Below are 19,468 nucleotides of genomic sequence, written 5' to 3'. Positions count from 1 at the left end.
ACTGCATTGCTTCTAGTGGTCGGCTTCCCTGGTCCAACCGTCGCGCGGTCGCCAGCGCCAATTGCCCTCCTCCTCTTCCAGCAGCGGCAACAGAAACCGCTCCAAGTCGGCGATCGCCGTCGCCAGACGCTCGGGCGCCGCCGCCATGCGTTCTCGCGTCAGCAAGGCCCGCCACTGCCCGTCCCACGTCTCGGCGTAGGCGTCGCTGAGGCCGGTTGGCTTTTCCTGTGGGAACGGCGTCTCGCGCCGGGCGAAGGTCTGGCGGACGGCCGCGGCCAGCGCAGCCCGATCCAGCTCGAAAGTGTTGGCAATCGTCCAGAGGTCGTAGAAGTCCTTCAGCCGGCTGTTCGCCATGCCGAGAACGACGAGCGCCTGGAACTTCTCCGCCACCACCGTTTCGACCGGATAGGCACGCAGCCGGGGCGCCGGCGCATCGAGCAAGACCGGGTAGTCGATCTCGACCGGCCCTGGAGTGATCGCGTCCCCGAACCCGACGTCGACCTGGATCGGAACGCGCGCGCCGGCGATGCTGGCCTGGGTGCGCACGCGCACGCCGCCGTACTCGATGTCCTCCCGGATCGGCGCCGCATCCAGCCCGTCAACATCGAAGGTGACGCCATCGTCGTCGACCGGCTCCGAGCAGATGGCACGGAAGGCGTCTTGAACTTTCTCAGGGCGATGGTCGCCGTAACCGAGCAAGTCCAGGTCGCGCGTCGGCCGGAAGGGATCTTCCACCCAGGTCACGAACAGCATGGCCCCTTTCAGGATGAAGCGGTCGCGGTGGACGGACCGGCTGAGCCGGTACAGCAACCGTTCCAGCGCGTATCGCGTCAGGAGCAGTTGGAAATCCGTGCCATCGGCGCGGGACCGCTGGAGCAGCCGGGCGCGAACCGAGGCCCCGACATTCTTTTGCTTGGGCTCACGCGCCATCGGCCACCATCGCCTCGACGTAAGGCTTCATCGTCGACCAAACCCGGGCCTTGGTCCCGTACCGCCAAAGTTGGTCGGCCGTCGCCTTGCGCTGGCGCAGTCCCTCGCGCAGCCCCTCCATCGCCACGTCCAGGCCGATCTTCGCGCGATAGCGGAAACAGTCCACGATCGTCCGCGCCGGGTCGGTCACCGCCACCTCGACCCCTTCGATGCGGTGTCGCTCGATCCCTTGCGTCAGCGCCCATCCGGCAAAGCGCACGAAGCGGACGGGCGGGTAGTCGATCTTCGGGCGCCAGGCGCCGCGGTCGATGGCCAGCCAGACCATCGAAGGCGTCTGCAGGGTCAGGCTGTGGAATTGCAGCGCAGAGACCAGGCAGACGATGCCCTTAGGCACCAGCGCCGACACCTCGGCCAGGGTGCGACGGGCGTCGATCGGGGCGTCGGCGAGCTGGTAGAGGCCGCGCGCGGGACGGATGACCACCTCCTCCCGGACCAGACGCGCCAGCGTCTCCGGATCGATACCGTGCGCGATGAAGTCCCTCAGCCGCATCACGGGACGAACCCTCAGCAGTTCGAGGGCCCTGACGCGTTGGCCGCCAGCATCCGCCAATGTGATGTTTCCTATGCTACTAACAATGTTTAGCAGAGGTTTTATCACATAAACAGAGGCCAGCCAACCCTCGTCGGCGCGTGAATTAACCGTGATCAGTGCAGGCGCACGCATCCGACTGCCTGGCATGCTCCAGCGGCCGATATGCCAGAAGTGGCAGCACTGGGACCAGGCAGGCCGCCCACCGCCAAGGACGTGAGCCCCGCAGCGTACGCACCCTGTTCTTCACCCACGCCGGATCGCAGACGAGGGCCCTGCCCCAGCCGCTGCACTTGCACCTGATCCAGAAGCTCACGCACGGCGGCCGCCCCGTCATGGATCGCATGTCCCAGCGAAGGCAGGGTGTAGTTGGCCAGCTCGGCAGTGTTGCTGGCCGCCACGACATCGCCATGGGCCGAGATCGTCTGGATCAAGCGATCGAGCGTGTCGATCTGGTCCAGGGTAACGCCGAAGGCAAAGTGGCCGGGGTCCGCATCAGGCGCCTGCGTCGCCGCGAGTGTGACGCCGCGTTCTGGCGCACTCGCCGTCACCGTCCGTTGCGCTGGCCACGCGACCTCGCCCAACACAAGGTCCAACTGCTCCGCCAGCGCCTCCAGGCAGAACGCCAGTTCGCCCATGCGCACGTCGGGCGCACATTCCAACGCCTCGTCCGCAACGCGCGGCTGCGCCAGCCGCGCCAGGAACTTGACGTGATCGCGCAGCCTCGCCAGCCGGAACTGGCTGTCTTCCGGCAGCCAATAGCCCGGCACGTCCAGATCATCCGATTCACGCTTCGACATCGTTGCCTCCTCACTCCATGAAGTGGCCGCCCACCGCGACAGGGCGGACGGGAAGTCGGGAGGTTCGAAACCGCTAAGAGCCGGCGGGCGTATTTCCCCGAAGGGTGTTGTATTAGCCGCCCTCCCGACGCAGGCATCGCGTCGGTCCGTGCCCACAGCTGCACGGGCACAAAAAACCCACCGGATTGTCGGAGGTGGGGACCGCTCTTAGAGGAGTTTCGACGCTCCTTGGGGCGAGTTTGCAACGGCTCAAACCCCACGTCAAGGTGTCATCGCAGAAAGCAAATCTCACCCCGCTATTCGTAAGCGAACCTGACCCCATTTTTTCGCATCAAGTCGGCCAGATCGGGTGTCGCTGGACTAATGACTGCTACCGGCCAGAGCAGACTTTCACGCACATTGCCGCACTACGGATCTGGCCACTGGCTTTCGAGCAATTTAGGAAGCACGTCGTCGAGGAGCGCTTCTGGGGTCGCACCGTCATGCATATGGCCGAGCTTTCCGTCGAGTGCGAGATGAGCGAAGCCATGCACCATCGACCAGGCAGCTAGCAGAGCGGCATGTGCGTCGGCGGACAATGACCGGTCAGCGGGAACAGAGTGAAGAGCGCGAATGGTGTCCTCCAGTTGTGCCATTGCATTGGCACCCGCCTGCTGAAGCACTGTGTGGTCGGTACTGAGCAAATCGCGGCGAAACATCAGGTGGAATCGTCCTGGATGCTTCAACGCGAAGGTCACATAACCGATGCCCTGCTTCCGAAGCCGTTGGACCGGCGTTCCTTCGGATGCGTCGACGCGCAGGTGCTTCGCCAGGTCATCGAATCCCAGCAGTGCTACTTCCGACAGCAGGCCTGTGGCGCTTCCAAAATGATGAGCGGGTGCCGCAGGCGACACACCGGCGCGCCGCGCTGCTTCGCGCAGGCTGAAACCTTCAACGCCACGTTCGGCTAGGATCTCGTCGGTCGCCTGAATCAATGCGGTGCGCAAGTCCCCATGGTGGTAGCTGTCGGCACGGGTTGGCTGAACCTTGGCTCGCGGCATCTTTACAGCGTTCAAATTATGCGGTAGGTTGATGTTAACACCGTAAAGATAGGAATGGGAAATGAATGCGCAGTCGGCTGTAAAGGGCTCGCCTGTCTCCATGGCGAAGCGCCTGTGGTCCACCTGGGATATCCCCGATCAGACTGGGCGGACAGTAGTCGTCACCGGCGCCAACAGTGGGCTGGGATTCCTGACCAGCCTGCACCTGGCCAAGAACGGCGCCCGCGTCATCATGACGTCGCGGGATCTGGCGAAGGGGCGAGCGGCCCACGCGAGGGTTCTTGCGGCCAGGCCCAAAGGAAGCGCCGTACTGCATCCGCTCGATCTGTCGGACCTCGACCAGGTGAAAGCCTTCGCTGAGCACCTGCACGCGAGCGGCCTGTCAGTGGATGTGCTGGTCAACAACGCCGGCGTGATGATGCCGCCGCGTGCATTGACCGCGCAGGGTCATGAGCTGCAGTTCGGAGTCAACCATCTTGCGCATTTCGCCCTGACCTGCCTGCTCCTGCCGTTGCTGCGCCGCGATAGCCGTGTGGTCACGATCAGCTCCGATCTCCACAAGCGCGGAAGCATCCACTTTGACGACCTGACCGGCAGCCGCAAGTACGGACGCGTTGCCTTCTATGCCCAATCCAAGTTCGCGAACGTCCTGTTCGCGTTGGAACTGGATCGTCGGCTGCGCGCAGCGGGCCTGCCAATCAAGAGCATGCTGGCACACCCCGGGTACGCTGCGACAAATCTGCAATTGAGTGGCCCCAGTGGCCTGCTCAAACTGTTCATGCGCATCGGCAACAGATTTATGGCGCAGCCTGCGGAAATGGGCGTGCTGCCGCAGCTGTACGCCGCCACCGCTCACGACGTGGCGGGCGGGCAGTTCTACGGGCCTGACGGAAAGAAAGAAAAGAAGGGCTATCCGACACAGGTGCAGCCGAGCGTGGCCGCGCGCGACGAGCAGCTCGCTCAACGCCTGTGGCAGCTGTCAGAAGAGCTCACCGGTGTCCATGCGGCCCTTCCAGACACAGCGGATTCGCCATGAGTACGGCGGACGTTCTCAGTTTTGCACGCGCATGGGCTGCCAATCCCCTGCAAGTCGGCGCGATCGCGCCATCCGGCACGGCACTGGCGCAACTGATCACCAGGGACGTTGTTCCGGAGAACGGCCCGATCATCGAACTCGGGCCCGGTACTGGCATTTTCACGAACGCGCTGCTCGCGCGTGGCGTGCGTGAAAGCGAAATCACTCTGATCGAAGGCAATGCTGGTTTCGCGGACCTGCTTTGCCGCCGATTCCCCGACGCAAGCGTGAAGTGCATGGACGCCGCCCAACTCCTTCGCACCCGTGTTCTCGAAGGTCAATTCGCCGGGCACGTCATAAGCGGTCTGCCGCTGCTCTCCATGAAGCCAAAGAGGGTGATGGCGATCCTCGCTGGGGCGTTCGAGCATCTGCGTGCGGAGGGAGCCTTTTACCAATTCACCTACGGTCCGCGGCCCCCCGTGTCACGTGCATTGCTGGATCGCCTCGGCCTCAAGGCAACTCGGGTCGGCTGTACCCATCGAAATATTCCACCCGCCACCGTCTATCGCATAGTGCGACGCCCACGCCTGCTTTCCGCAACTCGCCAACTGGGTCAAAAGCGGACGCAGCCCTCGTAGTGAACCCATCAGCATCGCATCATTACATAAACGCCGTGTATAGTTAATATCCAAAATGAGACTGGAGGACCCGATGAGGCGGAAGTCCAAGCTGATCACGGTGGCTATTGGCGTGGTCGCGATCACTGGTGGAGGGCTTCTCGTCGCGAGTGAGGGCGGGGCCGTCCTCCGCGTCGCCACCGGTTCCGTGAGCCGATCTCTTTGCTCGGCGGCTTTTGTCTCCAACGTCGATCCCGGGCGGGTATTTCGCGAGGAGCAGGTCCCCGAAGGGGGAATGAGCTACGTCGCCTGGGCGCTCCGCTACGACATCAATCGCACCAAGCGCGAAGTGCGGGCAACGATCGCCGGTGCCTTCGCCTCGAGAGCAGCATATCGAAATGGCCTTGGGTGCCTGCTCGTGGCCGACAGCAGCGCCATTCCGGAAGCCCGCGGACTGGCAGAGACTTCGTCGCGACCTACGACCGAGACGCTGCCAGTTGCCTATTCGCATGATGCGCGGATCGCACGCGCTATCGAAAGAGCATTCGAGGATCCAGCGCCGAACAAACAGCGCAATACCAAGGCTGTTGTGGCCTTCCACGACGGGCGCCTCATCGCCGAGAAGTACGCACCCGGCTACGGCCCTGATACTCCGATTTGGGGTCATTCGTTATCGAAATCTCTGACCAGTGCTCTGGTGGGCGTACTAGTACGCGAAGGGCGCCTCAGTGTAGGACAGCCCGCGCCGATCGCCGCGTGGCAGCAACCGGGAGACCTTCGAGCCGCGATCACGCCCGACCAGTTGCTTAGGATGACGAGCGGCCTTCCGTTCGATGAGCGAGGCGGACCCGTCAACCACATGACCCGCATGTTCTTTCTGGAGCCTGATACCGCAGCGTACTCCGAGTCCGTCCCTCTTGATGCAACTCCAGGGACTGCGTGGGGCTATAGCAATCTGGGGTATCAGCTCTTATCGCGCATGGTTCGAGATGCTGCGGGCGGTAGTGGAGTCGAGGCGGAAGCCTACATTCGCGAACAGCTTTTCGCGCCGCTAAAAATGCACACGGCTGTCATTGAAACAGATGTGGCGGGTACGCCGATCGGGGCCAGTCACGTCTATGCCTCCGCACGAGACTGGGCGAAACTTGGGCAACTTTATCTAGATGACGGCGTTGCGAACGGTCACCGCATTCTGCCGGACGGATGGGTGGAATACACCACCAAACAGAGCCTCGACACCGGCTACGGCGCTGGCTTCTGGCTTAATGTCAAGAACGACGGTGTAGTCCCGTATTGGGATGCTCCGTGGGGCATGCCGCAGTTACCGAAAGACATGTTCTACGCCCGCGGCTATTTAGGCCAATTCATCGTAATCGTGCCATCTCGTCGATTGGTTGTCGTCCGGATGGGAATGACCCATCTTGGCGTGGGAACCGGCGTCGGGGACCTGGTTGCTGAAATTCTTCGGTCCCTGCCACCTACTGTCCCGGATCAGCCAGCGTCCAACCAATCTTAAAACCGGTCGGCTTGCGATCGAAGATGCCACGCTGGCGTGTAGGCCGGCGGGAGCTTTCAGGCCCCCGGGCCAAACAAAGCCAGAAACAGCACTAATGGCTTCTATCGCCGCTCGCTGTCATTTGGTGACAGTTGCAGTGTCCGACTGCGCGCCGAAAGGGCCAGAGTTCATACGGGGTTCGTCATTTGAATCACTGTTTGCACGCCACGATATAGGGACGGTCATCCTTGCCCCTGGTCGCGTGATTCTCAGTGATAAAAATGTCGAAACCTGCGACGGTGATCAGTTGTTCCAGCTCTACCGTACTGAAGGTGCTGACGACTTGGGGCGCCTTTCCGACCGCGCGCATGACGGGCAATAGGACAAGCCGAATAAGCGGGTTCATGCTCCCGAGGCACGGAGTCTTGGAGATGAATAGTCCGCCGGGTGCGAGCAAGGCATGGATGACGCGCAGCGTGCCAGACACGTCGCGCAGCAGGTGGAGATAATTGAACCCCAGCACGGCCTCGTATTGCCCTACCTCCTGCGCCAACGCCTCTGCGGTCGCGATGCGAAATGCAAGGCCAGCGATTGGGCCGGCTACCAGCTTCTCTTCGGCAATCGCGATCATTCCGGAGGAAATATCCGTCGCGAGATAGCTCCGCACACCGCTTGCAAGCCGGAGCGCCGTCGTTCCCGTGCCGCAACCCAGTTCGAGCACCCGGTCATCCTGTCCCAGATGGCCTCGCGTGCACTGCAGCGTGCGCGCGTATCCGGCCGGATCTCCGATCCGAGACTTGGCATAGCTCCGTGAAAACCTATCCCAGAACCTGGCGTCGCTCGCAGTACTCATGGTTCGTGCTCCTTTGCGCAGAGTAAGGAAATTGCCGAAATCGGCAGCCATGCAATGCCGCGGAGATGGGCGCGCCATGACCGCAGCCGAGATCAAGAATCGAAGCTCCCGGCTTGAGCGATCGAGCCCACTCGGCACGCGATCTGCTCGCCACCAGAGTTGCGAAGTGTGCTTATTTGGTCGAAGTCCGACGTAAGCGGTCCACCGCGTCTAAGCAGGCCTCTTTCACGATCCTGCGTATTGCCTTATCGGACCTGCTGGCCGCCAGTAGTCGATAGGCTGGATAGCTCGTTAGCGTGAACATCAGGTCTATCGCATCTCGCTTAGCTGTGGCCGGCACGCCATCCAGGTGCATACGACCGACAAGTCGGCCGAGCACGCCACGGCGCAGTTCGTTGCGGGCAAGCAGCGCTTCACCGAACTCCGGATCGAGGCCAATCGCATCAAACAATCGGCCCAGCGCCGCATCACTACCCCAAAAATGGCAGAAGGCATCGACTAGCCCCTTGAGCGCTTCGACTGGGTCTTCGACCGCAATGACGTGCGGCAGCCGGGTGAGTCCGCCGGTGCGCGCGATCTCATCAAACACCGCTTCGAATAATCCGCGGCGTGATCCGAACTGGTTGTAGACGGTCAGGCGTGTAACTCCCGCCGCCTTCGCCACGGCGTCAAGTGAAAACCGTGCAATGTCCTGCTCGCGAAGGAATTTCGCTGCCGACCGCACAACTTCATCACGCTTTTCGGCGGCGGCAGCAGCGCGTGCAGGACTGGCGTAGGGGCGGCGTGTCATCTCTGGAGAGCATTAGAGCAGAAGCGAAGCGCTTAGATAGAGCCGCGCGAGTATAACGGCACTGCGCAAAGTGGCACCGCCGCCCTGGCCCCGGTCCGTCTGCTTGCAACCGTTGTGAATTAACTATACATTGAGTATACTCAATATGCGAGAACCATCATGCAAAGCGCTTTGGTAGTGATCCTGGCCCTTCATGTGCTGGCTGCAGTGTTCTGGGCAGGCAGCAGTTTCGTCATTGCACGTATCGACGGAATAGATTCTCGTCGGCTATTTGCGTCCCAGACCGGGGCCGCGGCCCTGACGATCTTGACCGGTGGATATTTGTGGCATGTTTTTCATCGCGGGCCTTTTGGAAATGCGGAGCTGGTCCTAGCGATTGGCATCGCGGCAGCGGGCCTCGCCTTGGTATTGCAGATCGCGGCGTTCCTGAGACTGCGCCGGGCGAAGGCGACTGGGCGCGTGGCTGCATTGCACTACCCGGCAGCGGGGTTACTCACAATCACGGTAATTGGCATGGCAATCGCTCGGTTCATCTAGCGAATCACAAACGCAGCACGCTGCAGCCGCCGCCCTATCGACCATCCTTTTTGGAGCACCGCCATGCCACCCTCACCAGCTTGGCTCGATCGAGCCGAATTCCCATTCGCATCCCACTACTGGCGCAGCCGCTACGGTGATCTGCACTACGTTGACGAGGGCCAAGGCGAAACGCTGCTGTTCGTGCACGGCAACCCGACCTGGTCGTTCATGTTCCGCAAGCAGATCCTGGCCTTGCGCGATCGCTATCGGTGCGTAGCGATCGACCATCTCGGGTTCGGGCTCTCAGACAAACCTGCGGATGCGCCTTACGGTCCACGCCTGCATGCCGAAAACCTCCTCGGGTTCATTGACGCCCTCGGCCTGAAGCACATCACGCTGGTGCTGCACGACTGGGGCGGGCCCATTGGCATGTCCTATGCGCTCGACTGCCCATCCAACGTCGCGCGCCTGGTCATCGCCAACACCCACTTCTGGTCGCTCGAAGGCATTACCGGCGCGGAGCGCTTCAGCCGCATCGTCGGCGGACCGTTCGGCCGATTCCTTTGCCGTCGTTTCAACGCCTTCCCGAAGTACGTCATGAAGGCGGTCTACGGCCGAACCGGAAAACTCCCGCCCGCGATACATCGGCATTACCAGGCACCGTTTCCCACGCCCGACTCGCGCAATGGCCCGTGGCGTTTCGCGCAGGCCATCATCGGCGAGAGCGAATGGCTCGCGGGTCTCTGGAATCGGAGACGGATCATCGCATCCAAGCCACTGCAAATCCTATGGGGCTTGGAAGACCCGGTCGGCACACTCGACAAGCTGCATCGTTGGGAAGCGGCATTCCCAAACCACCGGATCGCATTGCTGGAAGGCGTCGGCCATTTCGTTCCGGAGCAGCTGGGCACGGACATGGCCGGTATCGTTGCGGAGTTCATCGAGGACACGCGCAGCGAAGCCTCTCCATCACCTCCGGCAAATGTCGTCTAAGCTCAGCACACACCATGCTAGTTAGGCGAACTGACCAAAGTTTCGCTACGGCGTGTGCACAACCCCTGCACACGCGCCTTCGCAAACAGTTGAATTTAAAAGCGTTTCCGTCCAATCCATCATGGGCGCAACAGCCAGGGTTTTTTCTTTTCTAGTCAATAATTTACCCCGCGTGCACGCCGCGCACTCGAATTCGCCAGATTTCGCCCTTCTACGCTCGCCCAGTGCACCCCTGACTGGTGCGCACGAAAGCCGCGACGATCAGCCGGCGCCGCTGGCACCAGGCTCGGCACAATCGTATGCCAGCGTGACCTCCCTGCGCCAAGAAACACGCGGAAGCGGCCACCGCCGAACGCAGGATCCATCCTGACGAATCGCCGCTGAAGCGGAGCAAAGCCGCGCGCGCAGCGCCGGGCCCAAGGTGAGCGCAATCGCGCTCATCACGTTGACGGTGTCATACGCGATTGTCCATCCCTCGCCGGCCTTCATCGAGATGGCGCCCCCGGGCCGGTTGAAAAGCTGACGGTCGCTGCCCGCCGTCCGACGCGTTGCCATGAAATGAGTCACCGATGCCGCTGGCCGCAGCTGCCACCCGGACGGCCAGAACCGACACCAGACGCGCGTCGAGCCGAAACCGAAGCACTGCAACGGCAACGGCGTCGCGGCGACGCCACCGGCACGACTCGCAGCCGTCCCGCACCGAGGCTGGCCGGATGAGGGAGAGCGGTGCCGGCTGCCTGGACGCCTCCTCCCGGACGACGATGAAACCGCGCGTCCGCGGCGAAGACTCTCTCAAGGGGGCACGCATTGCATTCCAGAGCGCGTCGGTGGAGACCCAGACCGGCGGATACTTGTGGGCCGCCACGTCCAGGATGAGAAAACGATCGGTTTCGGCGTGATAGGCGGCAAGTGGAGAGATGTGGCCCATCTCGACCTGCCCCAGCATCGCACGCTGGTAGTTGACCAGCACGAAGTCTTCGCTCGTCATCAGGTTGCTTCGCGCAATCGCGCGGAAGTGGTCGACATCGGTATCGGAGGCGTAGATCACCGTGGCTTCGACGCCGTGGGCGCGCAGGAGTTTGCCGAGCTGCCCCAGCGACATTCCGGACAGGCTGACCCGGAGAGGATCCTTGATCCTCCTGGCGGAATCGCTGAAGAACGAGGATTGATCCAAAGGCGCGCCCGGGCTTCCCAGTGCATTCAGGACGATCACGGAGCTGGCGGCACCGCAGAACGCACGCCGCGACTGCGGCACGAAATTCGCAGTGAGGCGTTCGTAGTCGGCGATGAATTCGCTCTCGGCAAGCAGCTCTCGACCGGCAGAGGATTCGAGCGTGATCAGGTTGTCCGGAAGCGGCAGAAGATCGACCGGCGGGATACGAAAGTACCTGTTCCAGATCGTCAGGCCGGCCAGAAGCAGAACGATGGAAAGAGCGATCCCGCAGATCGAGAGAAGGCGCTTCATGGTAGTTCCACTCGTACGCTGACGGCCACCTGATCCAGGAGCGAGAACCGTCATCACAGCCGCTTCTGTCACGTGCGACGCGGCGCATCCGGCGCCGATGCGGCTAGGCGGATGCCGCGCTGCGTGGATCGATTGCTGTTGTCCGCTTGGGCTTCATCGGCGATCTCCGCTCGCTGATCCGTAATGATCTCGCTGCAGAGTCCGGAACCTGCAACCGCAGGACTTGACTGCCCGCACATCCAAGATGGCACCTGGGTGGTGCTGGCTGCGTGATAGCGGGGGTCACGCTTGATATGGTCAACCCGACCGCGAATGCCGCTCCTATTCAGGGCCGTCGCAGCCATCGGGACCAGAGCACGGCGAACGCGGCAGGCTCAGGCCCGCGCTCGGCAGCACGCGGCGGCGGCGGCCGCCTTCACCGGTACTTCCGGCACGTAACGGTCGTGGTGACGCACCCATGCCATCGAATAGTCCAGAGCGTCCTCGTCGCGGCCCCTGGGCGTGAGGTCCAGCAGGGCGTACGCGTGCATCATCACTTCCACGCCGCGTCCGTAGCGCGAATAGGTGTGAAAGACCTCGCCCATATCGTCCCGGTAGAACACGCTGATGCCGGGTGCCTCTTCATGCGGGAAGGATTGCGTGACGTAGTTGTAGCGGACCTTGCCCGTGGACATTTCGTCCTGGGTGAAGTTGACGCCGAAGTCGTGGTTGAAGTCGGTGCCGTGCGAGGACACCCACTTGAACTTCCAGCCCATGCGCTGGCGGAAGCGCTCGATGTCGGCCAGCGGCGCGCGCGAAACGGCCAGGAACGCGACGTCGCGCTGCGACAGATGCGGGTTGGCGCCGTCGTTGTGGTCGGCCATGTAGGAGCAGCTCTTGCAGCCCTGCTCCCAGCCCGGCGCGAACATGAAGTGCTGCACCAGCAACTGGCGGCGGCCTTCGAACAGGTCGGCAAGCGTGCGCGCGCCCTCGAGCGTATCGAAGACGTAGTTCTTGTCGACGCGCACCCATGGCAGCGCGCGGCGCTCGCGCGCGACCTGGTCGTGCAGGCGCGTCAGTTCCTTCTCGCGTGTCAGCAGCTTCCCGCGTTCGGCCATCCATCGGTCTTTGGATACGACCGGATGATGAGCGGTGTTCGATTCGGCAACGAGGGTGTTCATGATTTTCTCCTCACGAGGTCAGGCGGCATTTCACGTCGGCGGCATCTTGTCGAATTTCGGCAGGGCTGGATCGAGGTGATCCCACGCGTACCCGCGCACGCCGTACGTCACTGCTTGCGGTTTGAATCGGCTGGGATCGTCGAGGCTCGCGGCGTGCACGGTGAAAACATCGGGCATGGCCGCAAACGTCATGTATATCGGCGAACCGCAGGCGGGACAGAAGGCGCGGGTCTTCACATTGCCGCTATCGCCAACGATGTCCCAATGCGTCGCCTCGCCCTGGAGTTCCACGCCCGTGCGCGGGAAGGTCAGGTACGATCCGTGCCCGGTGCCGCTTTTCCGCTGACAGTCGCGGCACTGGCAGTGATTCTCGAACAGGGGTTCGCCGGAAATTTCATAACGGATCGCCCCGCAGGCGCATCCACCGGCATAAATTTCTCTCATGTCTTCTCTCCTGTCATAAGTGCTGTGAGATAAAAATCGCGTCAGCCTTGCTGCCAATGCTTGGCATGCGCCGGCCGGCATCGTCTGTTGCATGAATTGCCTGCACACCGCCGTGGCGATTCATGCGCTTGCGCCATGTCGATGTGCAGCGCGTACAGCGGCCACTTTGGATCCCAGGCCGCCAGTCCGGCGGCGGCCGAGCCGTGTGCAATCAGGAGGCGAGTCGTTTTGGACGTCGCACGGCACGGACCTTTCCAGTCCCGCCGCCGCCGCAATAGAAAAGGTCTGCGCCATCGGATTCGAGCCCGCTGACGCCGGTGCCTTGCGGCATCTGCAGCCGGTCCAGCACGGCACCGCTCTCCGGATCGATTCGACGGATTTCGCTCTCGTCGTCCTCCCACGTCCCGTGCCACAACTCGCCGTCGACCCAGGTCACACCGGTGACGAAGCGGTTGGATTCGATGGAGCGAATGACGGCGCCGGACTCCGGATCGACCTGGTGGATCTTGCGATCGCGGTACTGGCCCACCCACAGACTGCCCTCGGCCCAGGTAAGCCCCGAATCGCCGCCGCTGCCGGGCGCCGGAATCGACTTGATCACGTCGCCAGTGGCGGGATCGATCTTGTCGATGCGTGTCTCGGCGATCTGATAGAGGTAGGTGCCATCGAAGGCCGTGCCGGCGTCGCCGGTGCGGGCCAACGTGCGTGCCGGCTCGCCGCTCTCGGGATCGAAGGCGACCAGCTTGGCGCCGGTGGCGGCCCAGACGTGGCGGCCGTCGTGAGTGACGCCACCCACGCGGTCGGCGCCGGCGAACGGGCCGTACTCGCGGACGATCTCGGCCGCTTGCGCCGGTACCTGGGATTTGTCTGTGCTCGGGTTGCGATTCATGGCTTGGCCTCCTTGATGCGCCTCGGAGCGGCGCTGCGGGGCCAATCTACTCGGGCGAGAACGCAGTGGGGAGTAACAAGATCGTCGTGAATCCCGTCAGCGGCGGCGCCAGCCAGCGTTGCGCCCGCGCCCGCCCGTTCGAACGCACCCGTCCGGCGGCCTCCAGTTCGACCAGTGCGCGCTGCACGGTGCGCTGGCTGGCCCCCAGCGCCAACGCCAGCGCCGACGTGGACCAGGCGGCGCCATCGGCCAGCAACGCTTGCAGCGACGCCTGCTCGCCGTCGATCGGCGGCACCAGGACGACGACGTCCCGCCGCACGCGCGGCACCAGTGCGAAGCCGCGTGCGGTGGCTTCGATGCCGGCCAGCGGCGCGACGAGCTTGCGCAGTCGGCCAATCTCCACGCGCAGGCGTACGCGATGCGTCTCGTCGGGATGGCGGCTGCGGAAGGCGCGCATGATCAGCGCGTCGCGGTCGAGATCACCAGGCCAGCCTTCCGCCAATGCGCGCACCAGCGCGAACAGCACCGGCCTGCGCACCAGCGGGAACCACGCATCGCCCGTGCGCAGGCCGCGACGGCAGGCGTCGACGATCAGGGTGCCGGCAGCGAGCAGCGTTTCGATTTCGTCCAGGCGCAACGGCCGTTCGTGCCCGGCGTGGATGTGGCGCGCGGCGGGACGGTCGAGCGCAGTGCGTGCTTCGACCACCTCGGCCAGCAATGCGGGTATGCCCGCACGCTCGGCAGCTTCGTGCGCGCGGTCCAGCGCCGCTCGCGCCGGCGTCGTGCGCAGCGAGCGCAGCGCGACCTCGGCCGCGGCTAGTCCCGCCACCGCCGTCAGCGTCGGCGGCAGACCGCGCGCGTCGAGGCGCGACAGCGCGGCACCGGCTTCTTCGATGCGGCCCAGCAGCAGCAACCGACGTACCGCGATCAGCCGCGCGTGCAACGCGTTGGCGCGATCGCCGCGCGCTTCGAGGGTATCAGCGGCTGTGACCAGCATGCGCGGCGAGCCGGCGAAGTCGCGCATGGCCAGCGCCACCTCCGCTTCGGCAACGACGCAGCGCGCACGTGCCAAGCCTTCGTGGGCACCGAAGCCGCGGGCGGCGCGCCGCAGCAGTTCGCGGGCGCGTGGATGATCGCCCAGCTGGGCCATGGCGATGCCGCGCAGGGCCAGTGCCGGCGGGTCGTCGCGCAGCGCGACCCGCTTGAGGGCGCCGAGCGCGTCGCCGGCGGCGAGGGCGCGTGCGGAGGCGGCGATCAGGGAGTCCATGACGACAGGCTACCGTGCCGTGGGGTACGGGGTGATGGAATCGCGATCGCCACGCAGTTCCAGCAGGCCCCGGCTCAGTGGAAATCGCGGCTGCGCACGTCCAGGCCCTGCAGCAGCGGGGTGAGGTCGTGCAGGCGGCGGGCCACTAGGTGGCGCACGCCGGCCACCGCCTGCAGCCTGCCCTCGACCTGCAGCAGGCGCGACTCCAGGTAGGCGCGCCACTGCGCTTCGGCGATGTCCTTGCGGACGACGACGTTGACCATGCCGTGCTCGTCCTCGAGCGTCATGAAGGTGACGCCGCTGGCGGTCTGCGGGCGCTGGCGCAGGGTGACCAAGCCGGCGACGGTGATGCTGCGCCCGTGCGGCAGCGCGGCCAGGTCGCGCGAGCTGCGGCAGCGGCGTGCGCGCAGCTGCGCGCGCAGCAACCGCAACGGATGCGGGCCGAGCGTGGTGCCGGTGCTGGCGTAGTCGGCGGACATGTCGGCGGCGACGTCGGGCGGCGGCAGCACGATCGCCTGCTCCGGCGCGGAAGCATCGGCACCGAACAGCGGCCGCTGCGCTTCCACGCCGGCGATCGCCCAGTGCGCACGGTGGCGGTGTCCGGCCAGGCCGCGCAGGGCGCCGGCATCGGCCAGCAGCGCGCGGGCGCGCTGGTCGAGGCCGGCGCGTTCGCACAGGTCGGCGACGTCGGCGAACGGCCGCTGCGCGCGGGCGGTCTCGATGCGCCGCGCGTCGTCCTCGCGCAGGCCGCGCACCAGCCGTAGGCCCATGCGGATCGCGAACGGCCTCTCGCGCGGCGCATCGGCGATCCGTTCCAGCGAGCAGTCCCAGTCGCTGTGGCGCACGTCGACCGGACGCACGCCGACGCCGTGCCGGCGCGCGTCCTGCAGGATCTGGTCGGGGCTGTAGAAGCCCATCGGCCAGCTGTTGACCATCGCGCAGGCGAACTCGGCCGGGTGGTGGCACTTGAGCCAGGAACTGGCGTAGGCCAGCAGCGCGAAGCTGGCTGCGTGCGACTCGGGAAAGCCGTAGCTGCCGAAGCCCTTGATCTGCTCGAAGATGCGTGCGGCGAACTCGGGCGTGTAATCGCGCTCGAGCATGCCATCGGTCAGTCGTTTGCGATGCGGCTCCAGCCCGCCATGGCGTTTCCACGCCGCCATCGCCCGGCGCAGGCCGTCTGCCTCGCCCGGGCTGTAGCCGGCGGCCTCGATCGCGATCTCCATCACCTGCTCCTGGAACAGCGGCACGCCGAGGGTGCGCACCAGCACGGTCTTCAGCGCCTCCGAAGGATAGGTCACCGCCTCCTCGCCGCAGCGGCGACGCAGGTACGGATGCACCATGTCGCCCTGGATCGGTCCCGGCCGCACGATCGCCACCTGGATGACGAGGTCGTAGAACTTCCGCGGCCGCAACCGCGGCAGCATCGCCATCTGCGCGCGCGACTCGATCTGGAACACGCCGATGGTGTCGGCGCGCGAGATCATGTCGTAGGTCTTCTTGTCCTCCGGCGGGATCGTCGCCAGCGTCAGGGCCGGACCGTCGTGCCGGCGCAACAGGTCGAAGCAGCGCCGTAGCGCGGTGAGCATGCCGAGCGCCAGCACGTCGACCTTGAGCAGGCCGACCGCGTCCAGGTCGTCCTTGTCCCACTGGATCACGGTACGGTCTTCCATCGCCGCGTTCTCCACCGGCACCAGGGTGTGCAGCGGGTGCTCGGAGATCACGAAGCCGCCGGGGTGCTGCGACAGGTGCCGCGGGAATCCGATCAGCTGCGCGGTCAGCGCCAGCACCTGCCGCAGCAGCGAACTGTCCGGGTCGAAGCCGCGTTCGCGCAGGTGCGCGTCCGGCGGCAGCTCCACGCTCCAGCGGCCGAACGCGCGCGCCAGCGCATCGATCTGGTCCTGCGGCATCCCCAGCGCGCGGGCGACGTCGCGCACCGCGCCGGCGCCGCGGTAGCTGATCACCACCGCCGCCAGCGCCGCGCGGTGGCGGCCGTAGTGTCCGAACACGTACTGGATCACCTCCTCGCGCCGCTCGTGCTCGAAATCGACGTCGATGTCCGGCGGCTCGTCGCGGTCGGCCGAGATGAAGCGCTCGAACAGCAGCCGCTGCCGCGAGGGGTCGACCTCGGTGATGCCGAGCGCGAAGCACACCGCCGAGTTCGCCGCCGAACCGCGACCCTGGCAGAGGATGCCGCGACTGCGTGCGAAGCGGACGATGTCGTGCACGGTGAGGAAGTAGTTCTCGTAGCGCTTGTGCGCGATCAGCGCCAGCTCCTTCCCGATCTGTTCGCGCACCGCGTCCACTTTCTCCACGTTCTTCAGCGCGCCTTCGGTCACGCGCCGCTCCAGGCCCTGCAGCGCCAGCGTGCGCAGCCAGCTGCCGGCGTCGTGCCCGGCCGGCACCAGCTCGTGCGGATACTGGTAGTGCGGTTTCAGCTCGCCGAGATCGAAGGTGCAGCGCGCGGCGATGCGCAGCGTCTCGGCCAGCAGCGCCGGCGGATACAACTCCGCCAGCACGTGCCGCGGGCGCAGGTGGCGCTCACCGTTCGGGAACAGGCGCCACCCGGCCTCGGCCACGGTGACGTGGTGGCGGATCGCGGTCATGGTGTCCTGCAGTGCGCGGCGACCGCGCGCGTGCATGTGCACGTCGCCGGCGGCCACCGCCGACATGCCGAGCCGTTGCGCCAGCGCCAGCAGCTGGGCCAGGCGCGCGGCATCGTCCGGTCCGCGATGCAGTTCCACCGCCAGCCAGGTGCGCTGCGGGAACAGCGCCTGCAGCCAGTGCCCGTGCGATTCGTCGGCGGACTCGTCCGGCAGCCACAACGCCAGCAATCCGTCGGTGCCGCCGGCGAAATCCTTGCGCAGCAGCCGGTACGTGCCCTTGTCGGCGCGGCGCCTGGCGTCGGTGATCAGCCGGCACAGGGTGCGGTAGCCCTGCAGGGTTTCGACCAGCAGCACGCAGGCCGGGCCGTCGGCGACGCGCAGTTCGCTGCCGACGATCAGCGGCAGGCCGACCTCGCGCGCCGCCTGCCAGGCGCGCACGATGCCGGCCAGCGAGCATTCGTCGGTGATCGCCAGCGCGCGGTAGCCCTGCTGGCGCGCGCGCACGAACAGCTCCGGCGCGCTCGAGGCGCCGCGTTGGAAGCTGAAGTTCGACAGGCAGTGCAGCTCGGCGTAGTCGGGCGCGACGCTCATCCGAACCACCCGTGCAGCATGAAGTATCCGCGCTCGCCCGGCGCCGCATACACCCAGGCCTGTTGGCCCTGGCGGGTGACGACGCGGTAGTAGTCGCGGCGCACGTCGCCGTCCCACCAGCCGCTCTCGATCCGCTCCGGGCCGGCCAGCAGCTCCGGCGGGCCGCCGCGCAACGGGATCGGCCGCGGCAGCAGCCAGCCCGGGCGCGGCAATGCCGGCGCCGGCACGGGTTTCGTTGCGTCCTCGCCGCGCCAGGCATGCTCGGGGCGGTGGTCGTGATGCACGCGCAGGCCGTGCACGGCCTCGTCGCCGAGCCGCGCGCGCAGGCGCTCGCGCAGCTGCGCCCACGGCATCGACTGCTGCGGGCGCTCGTCGAACAGTTCGCGGTGCGCGGGCGCGAACGGCGGCAGCTCGCGCGCGACCAGCCGCATTCCGCGCACCGGCGCCGGCACGCCGGTCCGCTCCAGCCGCGTGCGCGCCACCTCGAACAGCAGCGCCGGCTCGCGCTCGGTGCCGAGCAGGCCCACCGGCACGCGGGTATCGGCCGCGTCCTCGTGCTCGAGCCGCAGTTCGAAGCGCTGCACGCCGCCATCGCGGCCGGCGAGGTACGCGGCCAGGTCCGCGCTCAGGCGCCGCAGCGGAAACAGCAGCGCCTGGTGCGACTCCACCTCGAACCCGAGTTCGATGCGCGCATCGAAGCGATCCGGCGGCCGGTACCACTGCAGCGGCTCGGGGCGCTCGCCGGCCAGGGTGTCCAGGTGCCGCAGCACCGCGGCCGGGAACCGCCGCACCAGGCTCGCGCGCGGCAGCGCCAGCACCTGCGCCAGCCGCCGCAGTCCCATGCGTTCGAACGCGGTGGCAACCTCCGGCGCGAAGCCGGCGCGCGCCACCGGCAGCTGCGCCAGCGCGCGGCGCATGCCGTCCCCGTCGGGAATCGCCAGGCCGTCATGGGCGTTGGCCAGCGCGCGCGCGGCGGCGGGGTTCGGCGCGGCCACGATCCGGTGGTGGAAACCGAGCGCGGCGAGTTCCTCGCGCAACCGCGCCTCCAGCCGCGGCCAGGGCCCGAACAGGCCGAGGCTGGCGCCGATCTCGACGATCAGCGCATGCGGGTAGCGCAGGCTGACCTGGGAGCTGAAGCGGTAGGCCCAGGCGGCGAGGAAACGCTGCCAGCGCACGCTGTCCTCCGGGTCGTGTTCGACGGTCTCGACGGCGCCGGCCAGCGCCTGCGCCGCGGTCAGCGTCAGCCCCGGCTTCAGGCCGAGCGCACGCGCGGCCGGATTGACCGCGTGCAGCACCCGCCGCTGCGCCGTGCCGGCGACCAGCGCCAGCGGCGCGTCGCGATCGACGCGGCGGCGCAGGACACCGTCGAGCGCCAGTTGCGGCAACAGGATGCAGGCCCAGCGCATGC

Annotated in this window: 18 protein-coding genes; 5 read left to right on the top strand and 13 right to left on the bottom strand. The window is 65.8% G+C overall.

Annotated features, from left to right (window positions below; genetic code table 11):
- Nucleotides 1–12: 12 nt before the first annotated feature.
- The 4 genes from AB5T46_RS09225 to AB5T46_RS09210 form a co-directional block, all read right to left on the bottom strand.
- On the bottom strand, nucleotides 13–930 hold the full coding sequence (locus AB5T46_RS09225; RefSeq protein ID WP_370563614.1) for a nucleotidyl transferase AbiEii/AbiGii toxin family protein: 918 nt from the start codon (nucleotides 928–930) through the stop codon (nucleotides 13–15).
- Nucleotides 920–1,540, bottom strand: a complete 621-nt coding sequence (locus AB5T46_RS09220; protein ID WP_370563613.1) for a type IV toxin-antitoxin system AbiEi family antitoxin domain-containing protein — start codon at nucleotides 1,538–1,540, stop codon at nucleotides 920–922. Before AB5T46_RS09220 ends, AB5T46_RS09225 begins: the two co-directional genes overlap by 11 nt.
- A gap of 95 nt (nucleotides 1,541–1,635) precedes the next feature.
- Nucleotides 1,636–2,319 (bottom strand): XAC0095 family protein, encoded by a 684-nt coding sequence (locus tag AB5T46_RS09215; protein WP_370563611.1) that lies wholly within the window; start codon nucleotides 2,317–2,319, stop codon nucleotides 1,636–1,638.
- A 407-nt stretch (nucleotides 2,320–2,726) separates the two neighbouring features.
- Complete coding sequence (locus tag AB5T46_RS09210; RefSeq protein WP_370563610.1) at nucleotides 2,727–3,461, bottom strand: TetR/AcrR family transcriptional regulator; 735 nt, start codon at nucleotides 3,459–3,461, stop codon at nucleotides 2,727–2,729.
- On the opposite strand from AB5T46_RS09210, the gene AB5T46_RS09205 reads away from it, so the two are divergent.
- The 3 genes from AB5T46_RS09205 to AB5T46_RS09195 are packed head-to-tail and all read left to right on the top strand — an operon-like array spanning nucleotide 3,460 to nucleotide 6,507.
- Nucleotides 3,460–4,395, top strand: a complete 936-nt coding sequence (locus AB5T46_RS09205; RefSeq protein ID WP_370563609.1) for an oxidoreductase — start codon at nucleotides 3,460–3,462, stop codon at nucleotides 4,393–4,395. The two genes, AB5T46_RS09210 and AB5T46_RS09205, sit on opposite strands and share 2 nt — an antisense overlap.
- A complete protein-coding gene (locus AB5T46_RS09200; RefSeq protein ID WP_370563608.1) occupies nucleotides 4,392–5,012 on the top strand; it encodes a class I SAM-dependent methyltransferase in 621 nt (206 codons plus the stop codon). The genes AB5T46_RS09205 and AB5T46_RS09200 overlap by 4 nt, the downstream gene beginning before the upstream one ends.
- Before the next feature lie 55 nt (nucleotides 5,013–5,067).
- On the top strand, nucleotides 5,068–6,507 hold the full coding sequence (locus tag AB5T46_RS09195) for a serine hydrolase domain-containing protein (RefSeq protein ID WP_370563607.1): 1,440 nt from the start codon (nucleotides 5,068–5,070) through the stop codon (nucleotides 6,505–6,507).
- 190 nt (nucleotides 6,508–6,697) lie between these two features.
- On the opposite strand, the gene AB5T46_RS09190 is transcribed toward AB5T46_RS09195, so the two are convergent.
- Together AB5T46_RS09190 and AB5T46_RS09185 are read right to left on the bottom strand one after the other, a co-directional pair.
- Nucleotides 6,698–7,339 carry a class I SAM-dependent methyltransferase gene (locus AB5T46_RS09190; RefSeq protein WP_370563606.1) on the bottom strand — a complete coding sequence of 214 codons (642 nt, stop codon included), beginning with the start codon at nucleotides 7,337–7,339 and terminating at the stop codon, nucleotides 6,698–6,700.
- A 172-nt stretch (nucleotides 7,340–7,511) separates the two neighbouring features.
- A complete protein-coding gene (locus tag AB5T46_RS09185; RefSeq protein WP_370563605.1) occupies nucleotides 7,512–8,129 on the bottom strand; it encodes a TetR/AcrR family transcriptional regulator in 618 nt (205 codons plus the stop codon).
- 159 nt (nucleotides 8,130–8,288) lie between these two features.
- Here AB5T46_RS09185 and AB5T46_RS09180 point away from each other — a divergent pair, with 159 nt between their 5' ends.
- Together AB5T46_RS09180 and AB5T46_RS09175 are read left to right on the top strand one after the other, a co-directional pair.
- The gene (locus tag AB5T46_RS09180) at nucleotides 8,289–8,666 is read left to right on the top strand and encodes a hypothetical protein (protein ID WP_370563603.1); all 378 of its coding nucleotides are present in this window, start codon (nucleotides 8,289–8,291) and stop codon (nucleotides 8,664–8,666) included.
- A gap of 63 nt (nucleotides 8,667–8,729) precedes the next feature.
- Nucleotides 8,730–9,641 carry an alpha/beta fold hydrolase gene (locus AB5T46_RS09175; protein WP_370563601.1) on the top strand — a complete coding sequence of 304 codons (912 nt, stop codon included), beginning with the start codon at nucleotides 8,730–8,732 and terminating at the stop codon, nucleotides 9,639–9,641.
- 454 nt (nucleotides 9,642–10,095) lie between these two features.
- Here AB5T46_RS09175 and AB5T46_RS09170 read toward each other — a convergent pair whose 3' ends face one another.
- The 7 genes from AB5T46_RS09170 to AB5T46_RS09140 all read right to left on the bottom strand — a co-directional run bounded on the left by AB5T46_RS09170 (nucleotide 10,096) and on the right by AB5T46_RS09140 (nucleotide 19,466).
- A complete protein-coding gene (locus AB5T46_RS09170) occupies nucleotides 10,096–11,106 on the bottom strand; it encodes a phytochelatin synthase family protein (RefSeq protein ID WP_370563600.1) in 1,011 nt (336 codons plus the stop codon).
- A 374-nt stretch (nucleotides 11,107–11,480) separates the two neighbouring features.
- Complete coding sequence (locus AB5T46_RS09165) at nucleotides 11,481–12,266, bottom strand: DUF899 domain-containing protein (RefSeq protein ID WP_370563599.1); 786 nt, start codon at nucleotides 12,264–12,266, stop codon at nucleotides 11,481–11,483.
- 30 nt (nucleotides 12,267–12,296) lie between these two features.
- The gene (locus AB5T46_RS09160) at nucleotides 12,297–12,710 is read right to left on the bottom strand and encodes a GFA family protein (RefSeq protein WP_370563598.1); all 414 of its coding nucleotides are present in this window, start codon (nucleotides 12,708–12,710) and stop codon (nucleotides 12,297–12,299) included.
- Nucleotides 12,711–12,921: 211 nt separating this feature from the next.
- Complete coding sequence (locus AB5T46_RS09155) at nucleotides 12,922–13,644, bottom strand: NHL repeat-containing protein (protein WP_370563597.1); 723 nt, start codon at nucleotides 13,642–13,644, stop codon at nucleotides 12,922–12,924.
- A gap of 1 nt (nucleotide 13,645) precedes the next feature.
- The gene (locus AB5T46_RS09150; protein WP_370563596.1) at nucleotides 13,646–14,866 is read right to left on the bottom strand and encodes a helix-turn-helix domain-containing protein; all 1,221 of its coding nucleotides are present in this window, start codon (nucleotides 14,864–14,866) and stop codon (nucleotides 13,646–13,648) included.
- 74 nt (nucleotides 14,867–14,940) lie between these two features.
- Nucleotides 14,941–18,060 carry an error-prone DNA polymerase gene (locus AB5T46_RS09145; protein WP_370563595.1) on the bottom strand — a complete coding sequence of 1,040 codons (3,120 nt, stop codon included), beginning with the start codon at nucleotides 18,058–18,060 and terminating at the stop codon, nucleotides 14,941–14,943.
- On the bottom strand, nucleotides 18,057–19,466 hold the full coding sequence (locus tag AB5T46_RS09140; protein WP_370563593.1) for a Y-family DNA polymerase: 1,410 nt from the start codon (nucleotides 19,464–19,466) through the stop codon (nucleotides 18,057–18,059). Before AB5T46_RS09140 ends, AB5T46_RS09145 begins: the two co-directional genes overlap by 4 nt.
- Nucleotides 19,467–19,468 lie beyond the last annotated feature (2 nt).

The organism is Luteimonas salinilitoris, assembly GCF_041300785.1.
In the GTDB taxonomy this organism is placed as follows: Bacteria; Pseudomonadota; Gammaproteobacteria; order Xanthomonadales; family Xanthomonadaceae; genus Luteimonas; species Luteimonas salinilitoris.
Note: the sequence above shows the minus strand (reverse complement) of the source record. Positions and strands in the feature narration are given on the sequence as shown.

Bases quoted from the DNA above. Each gene is read 5' to 3' on its own strand.
- AB5T46_RS09225 (WP_370563614.1), bottom strand. From the start codon at position 930: ATGGCGCGTGAGCCCAAGCAAAAGAATGTCGGGGCCTCGGTTCGCGCC.
- AB5T46_RS09215 (WP_370563611.1), bottom strand. From the start codon at position 2,319: ATGTCGAAGCGTGAATCGGATGATCTGGACGTGCCGGGCTATTGGCTG.
- AB5T46_RS09205 (WP_370563609.1), top strand. From the start codon at position 3,460: ATGGCGAAGCGCCTGTGGTCCACCTGGGATATCCCCGATCAGACTGGG.
- AB5T46_RS09210 (WP_370563610.1), bottom strand. From the start codon at position 3,461: ATGGAGACAGGCGAGCCCTTTACAGCCGACTGCGCATTCATTTCCCAT.
- AB5T46_RS09200 (WP_370563608.1), top strand. From the start codon at position 4,392: ATGAGTACGGCGGACGTTCTCAGTTTTGCACGCGCATGGGCTGCCAAT.
- AB5T46_RS09195 (WP_370563607.1), top strand. From the start codon at position 5,068: ATGAGACTGGAGGACCCGATGAGGCGGAAGTCCAAGCTGATCACGGTG.
- AB5T46_RS09190 (WP_370563606.1), bottom strand. From the start codon at position 7,339: ATGAGTACTGCGAGCGACGCCAGGTTCTGGGATAGGTTTTCACGGAGC.
- AB5T46_RS09185 (WP_370563605.1), bottom strand. From the start codon at position 8,129: ATGACACGCCGCCCCTACGCCAGTCCTGCACGCGCTGCTGCCGCCGCC.
- AB5T46_RS09180 (WP_370563603.1), top strand. From the start codon at position 8,289: ATGCAAAGCGCTTTGGTAGTGATCCTGGCCCTTCATGTGCTGGCTGCA.
- AB5T46_RS09175 (WP_370563601.1), top strand. From the start codon at position 8,730: ATGCCACCCTCACCAGCTTGGCTCGATCGAGCCGAATTCCCATTCGCA.
- AB5T46_RS09170 (WP_370563600.1), bottom strand. From the start codon at position 11,106: ATGAAGCGCCTTCTCTCGATCTGCGGGATCGCTCTTTCCATCGTTCTG.
- AB5T46_RS09165 (WP_370563599.1), bottom strand. From the start codon at position 12,266: ATGAACACCCTCGTTGCCGAATCGAACACCGCTCATCATCCGGTCGTA.
- AB5T46_RS09160 (WP_370563598.1), bottom strand. From the start codon at position 12,710: ATGAGAGAAATTTATGCCGGTGGATGCGCCTGCGGGGCGATCCGTTAT.
- AB5T46_RS09150 (WP_370563596.1), bottom strand. From the start codon at position 14,866: ATGGACTCCCTGATCGCCGCCTCCGCACGCGCCCTCGCCGCCGGCGAC.
- AB5T46_RS09145 (WP_370563595.1), bottom strand. From the start codon at position 18,060: ATGAGCGTCGCGCCCGACTACGCCGAGCTGCACTGCCTGTCGAACTTC.
- AB5T46_RS09140 (WP_370563593.1), bottom strand. From the start codon at position 19,466: ATGCGCTGGGCCTGCATCCTGTTGCCGCAACTGGCGCTCGACGGTGTC.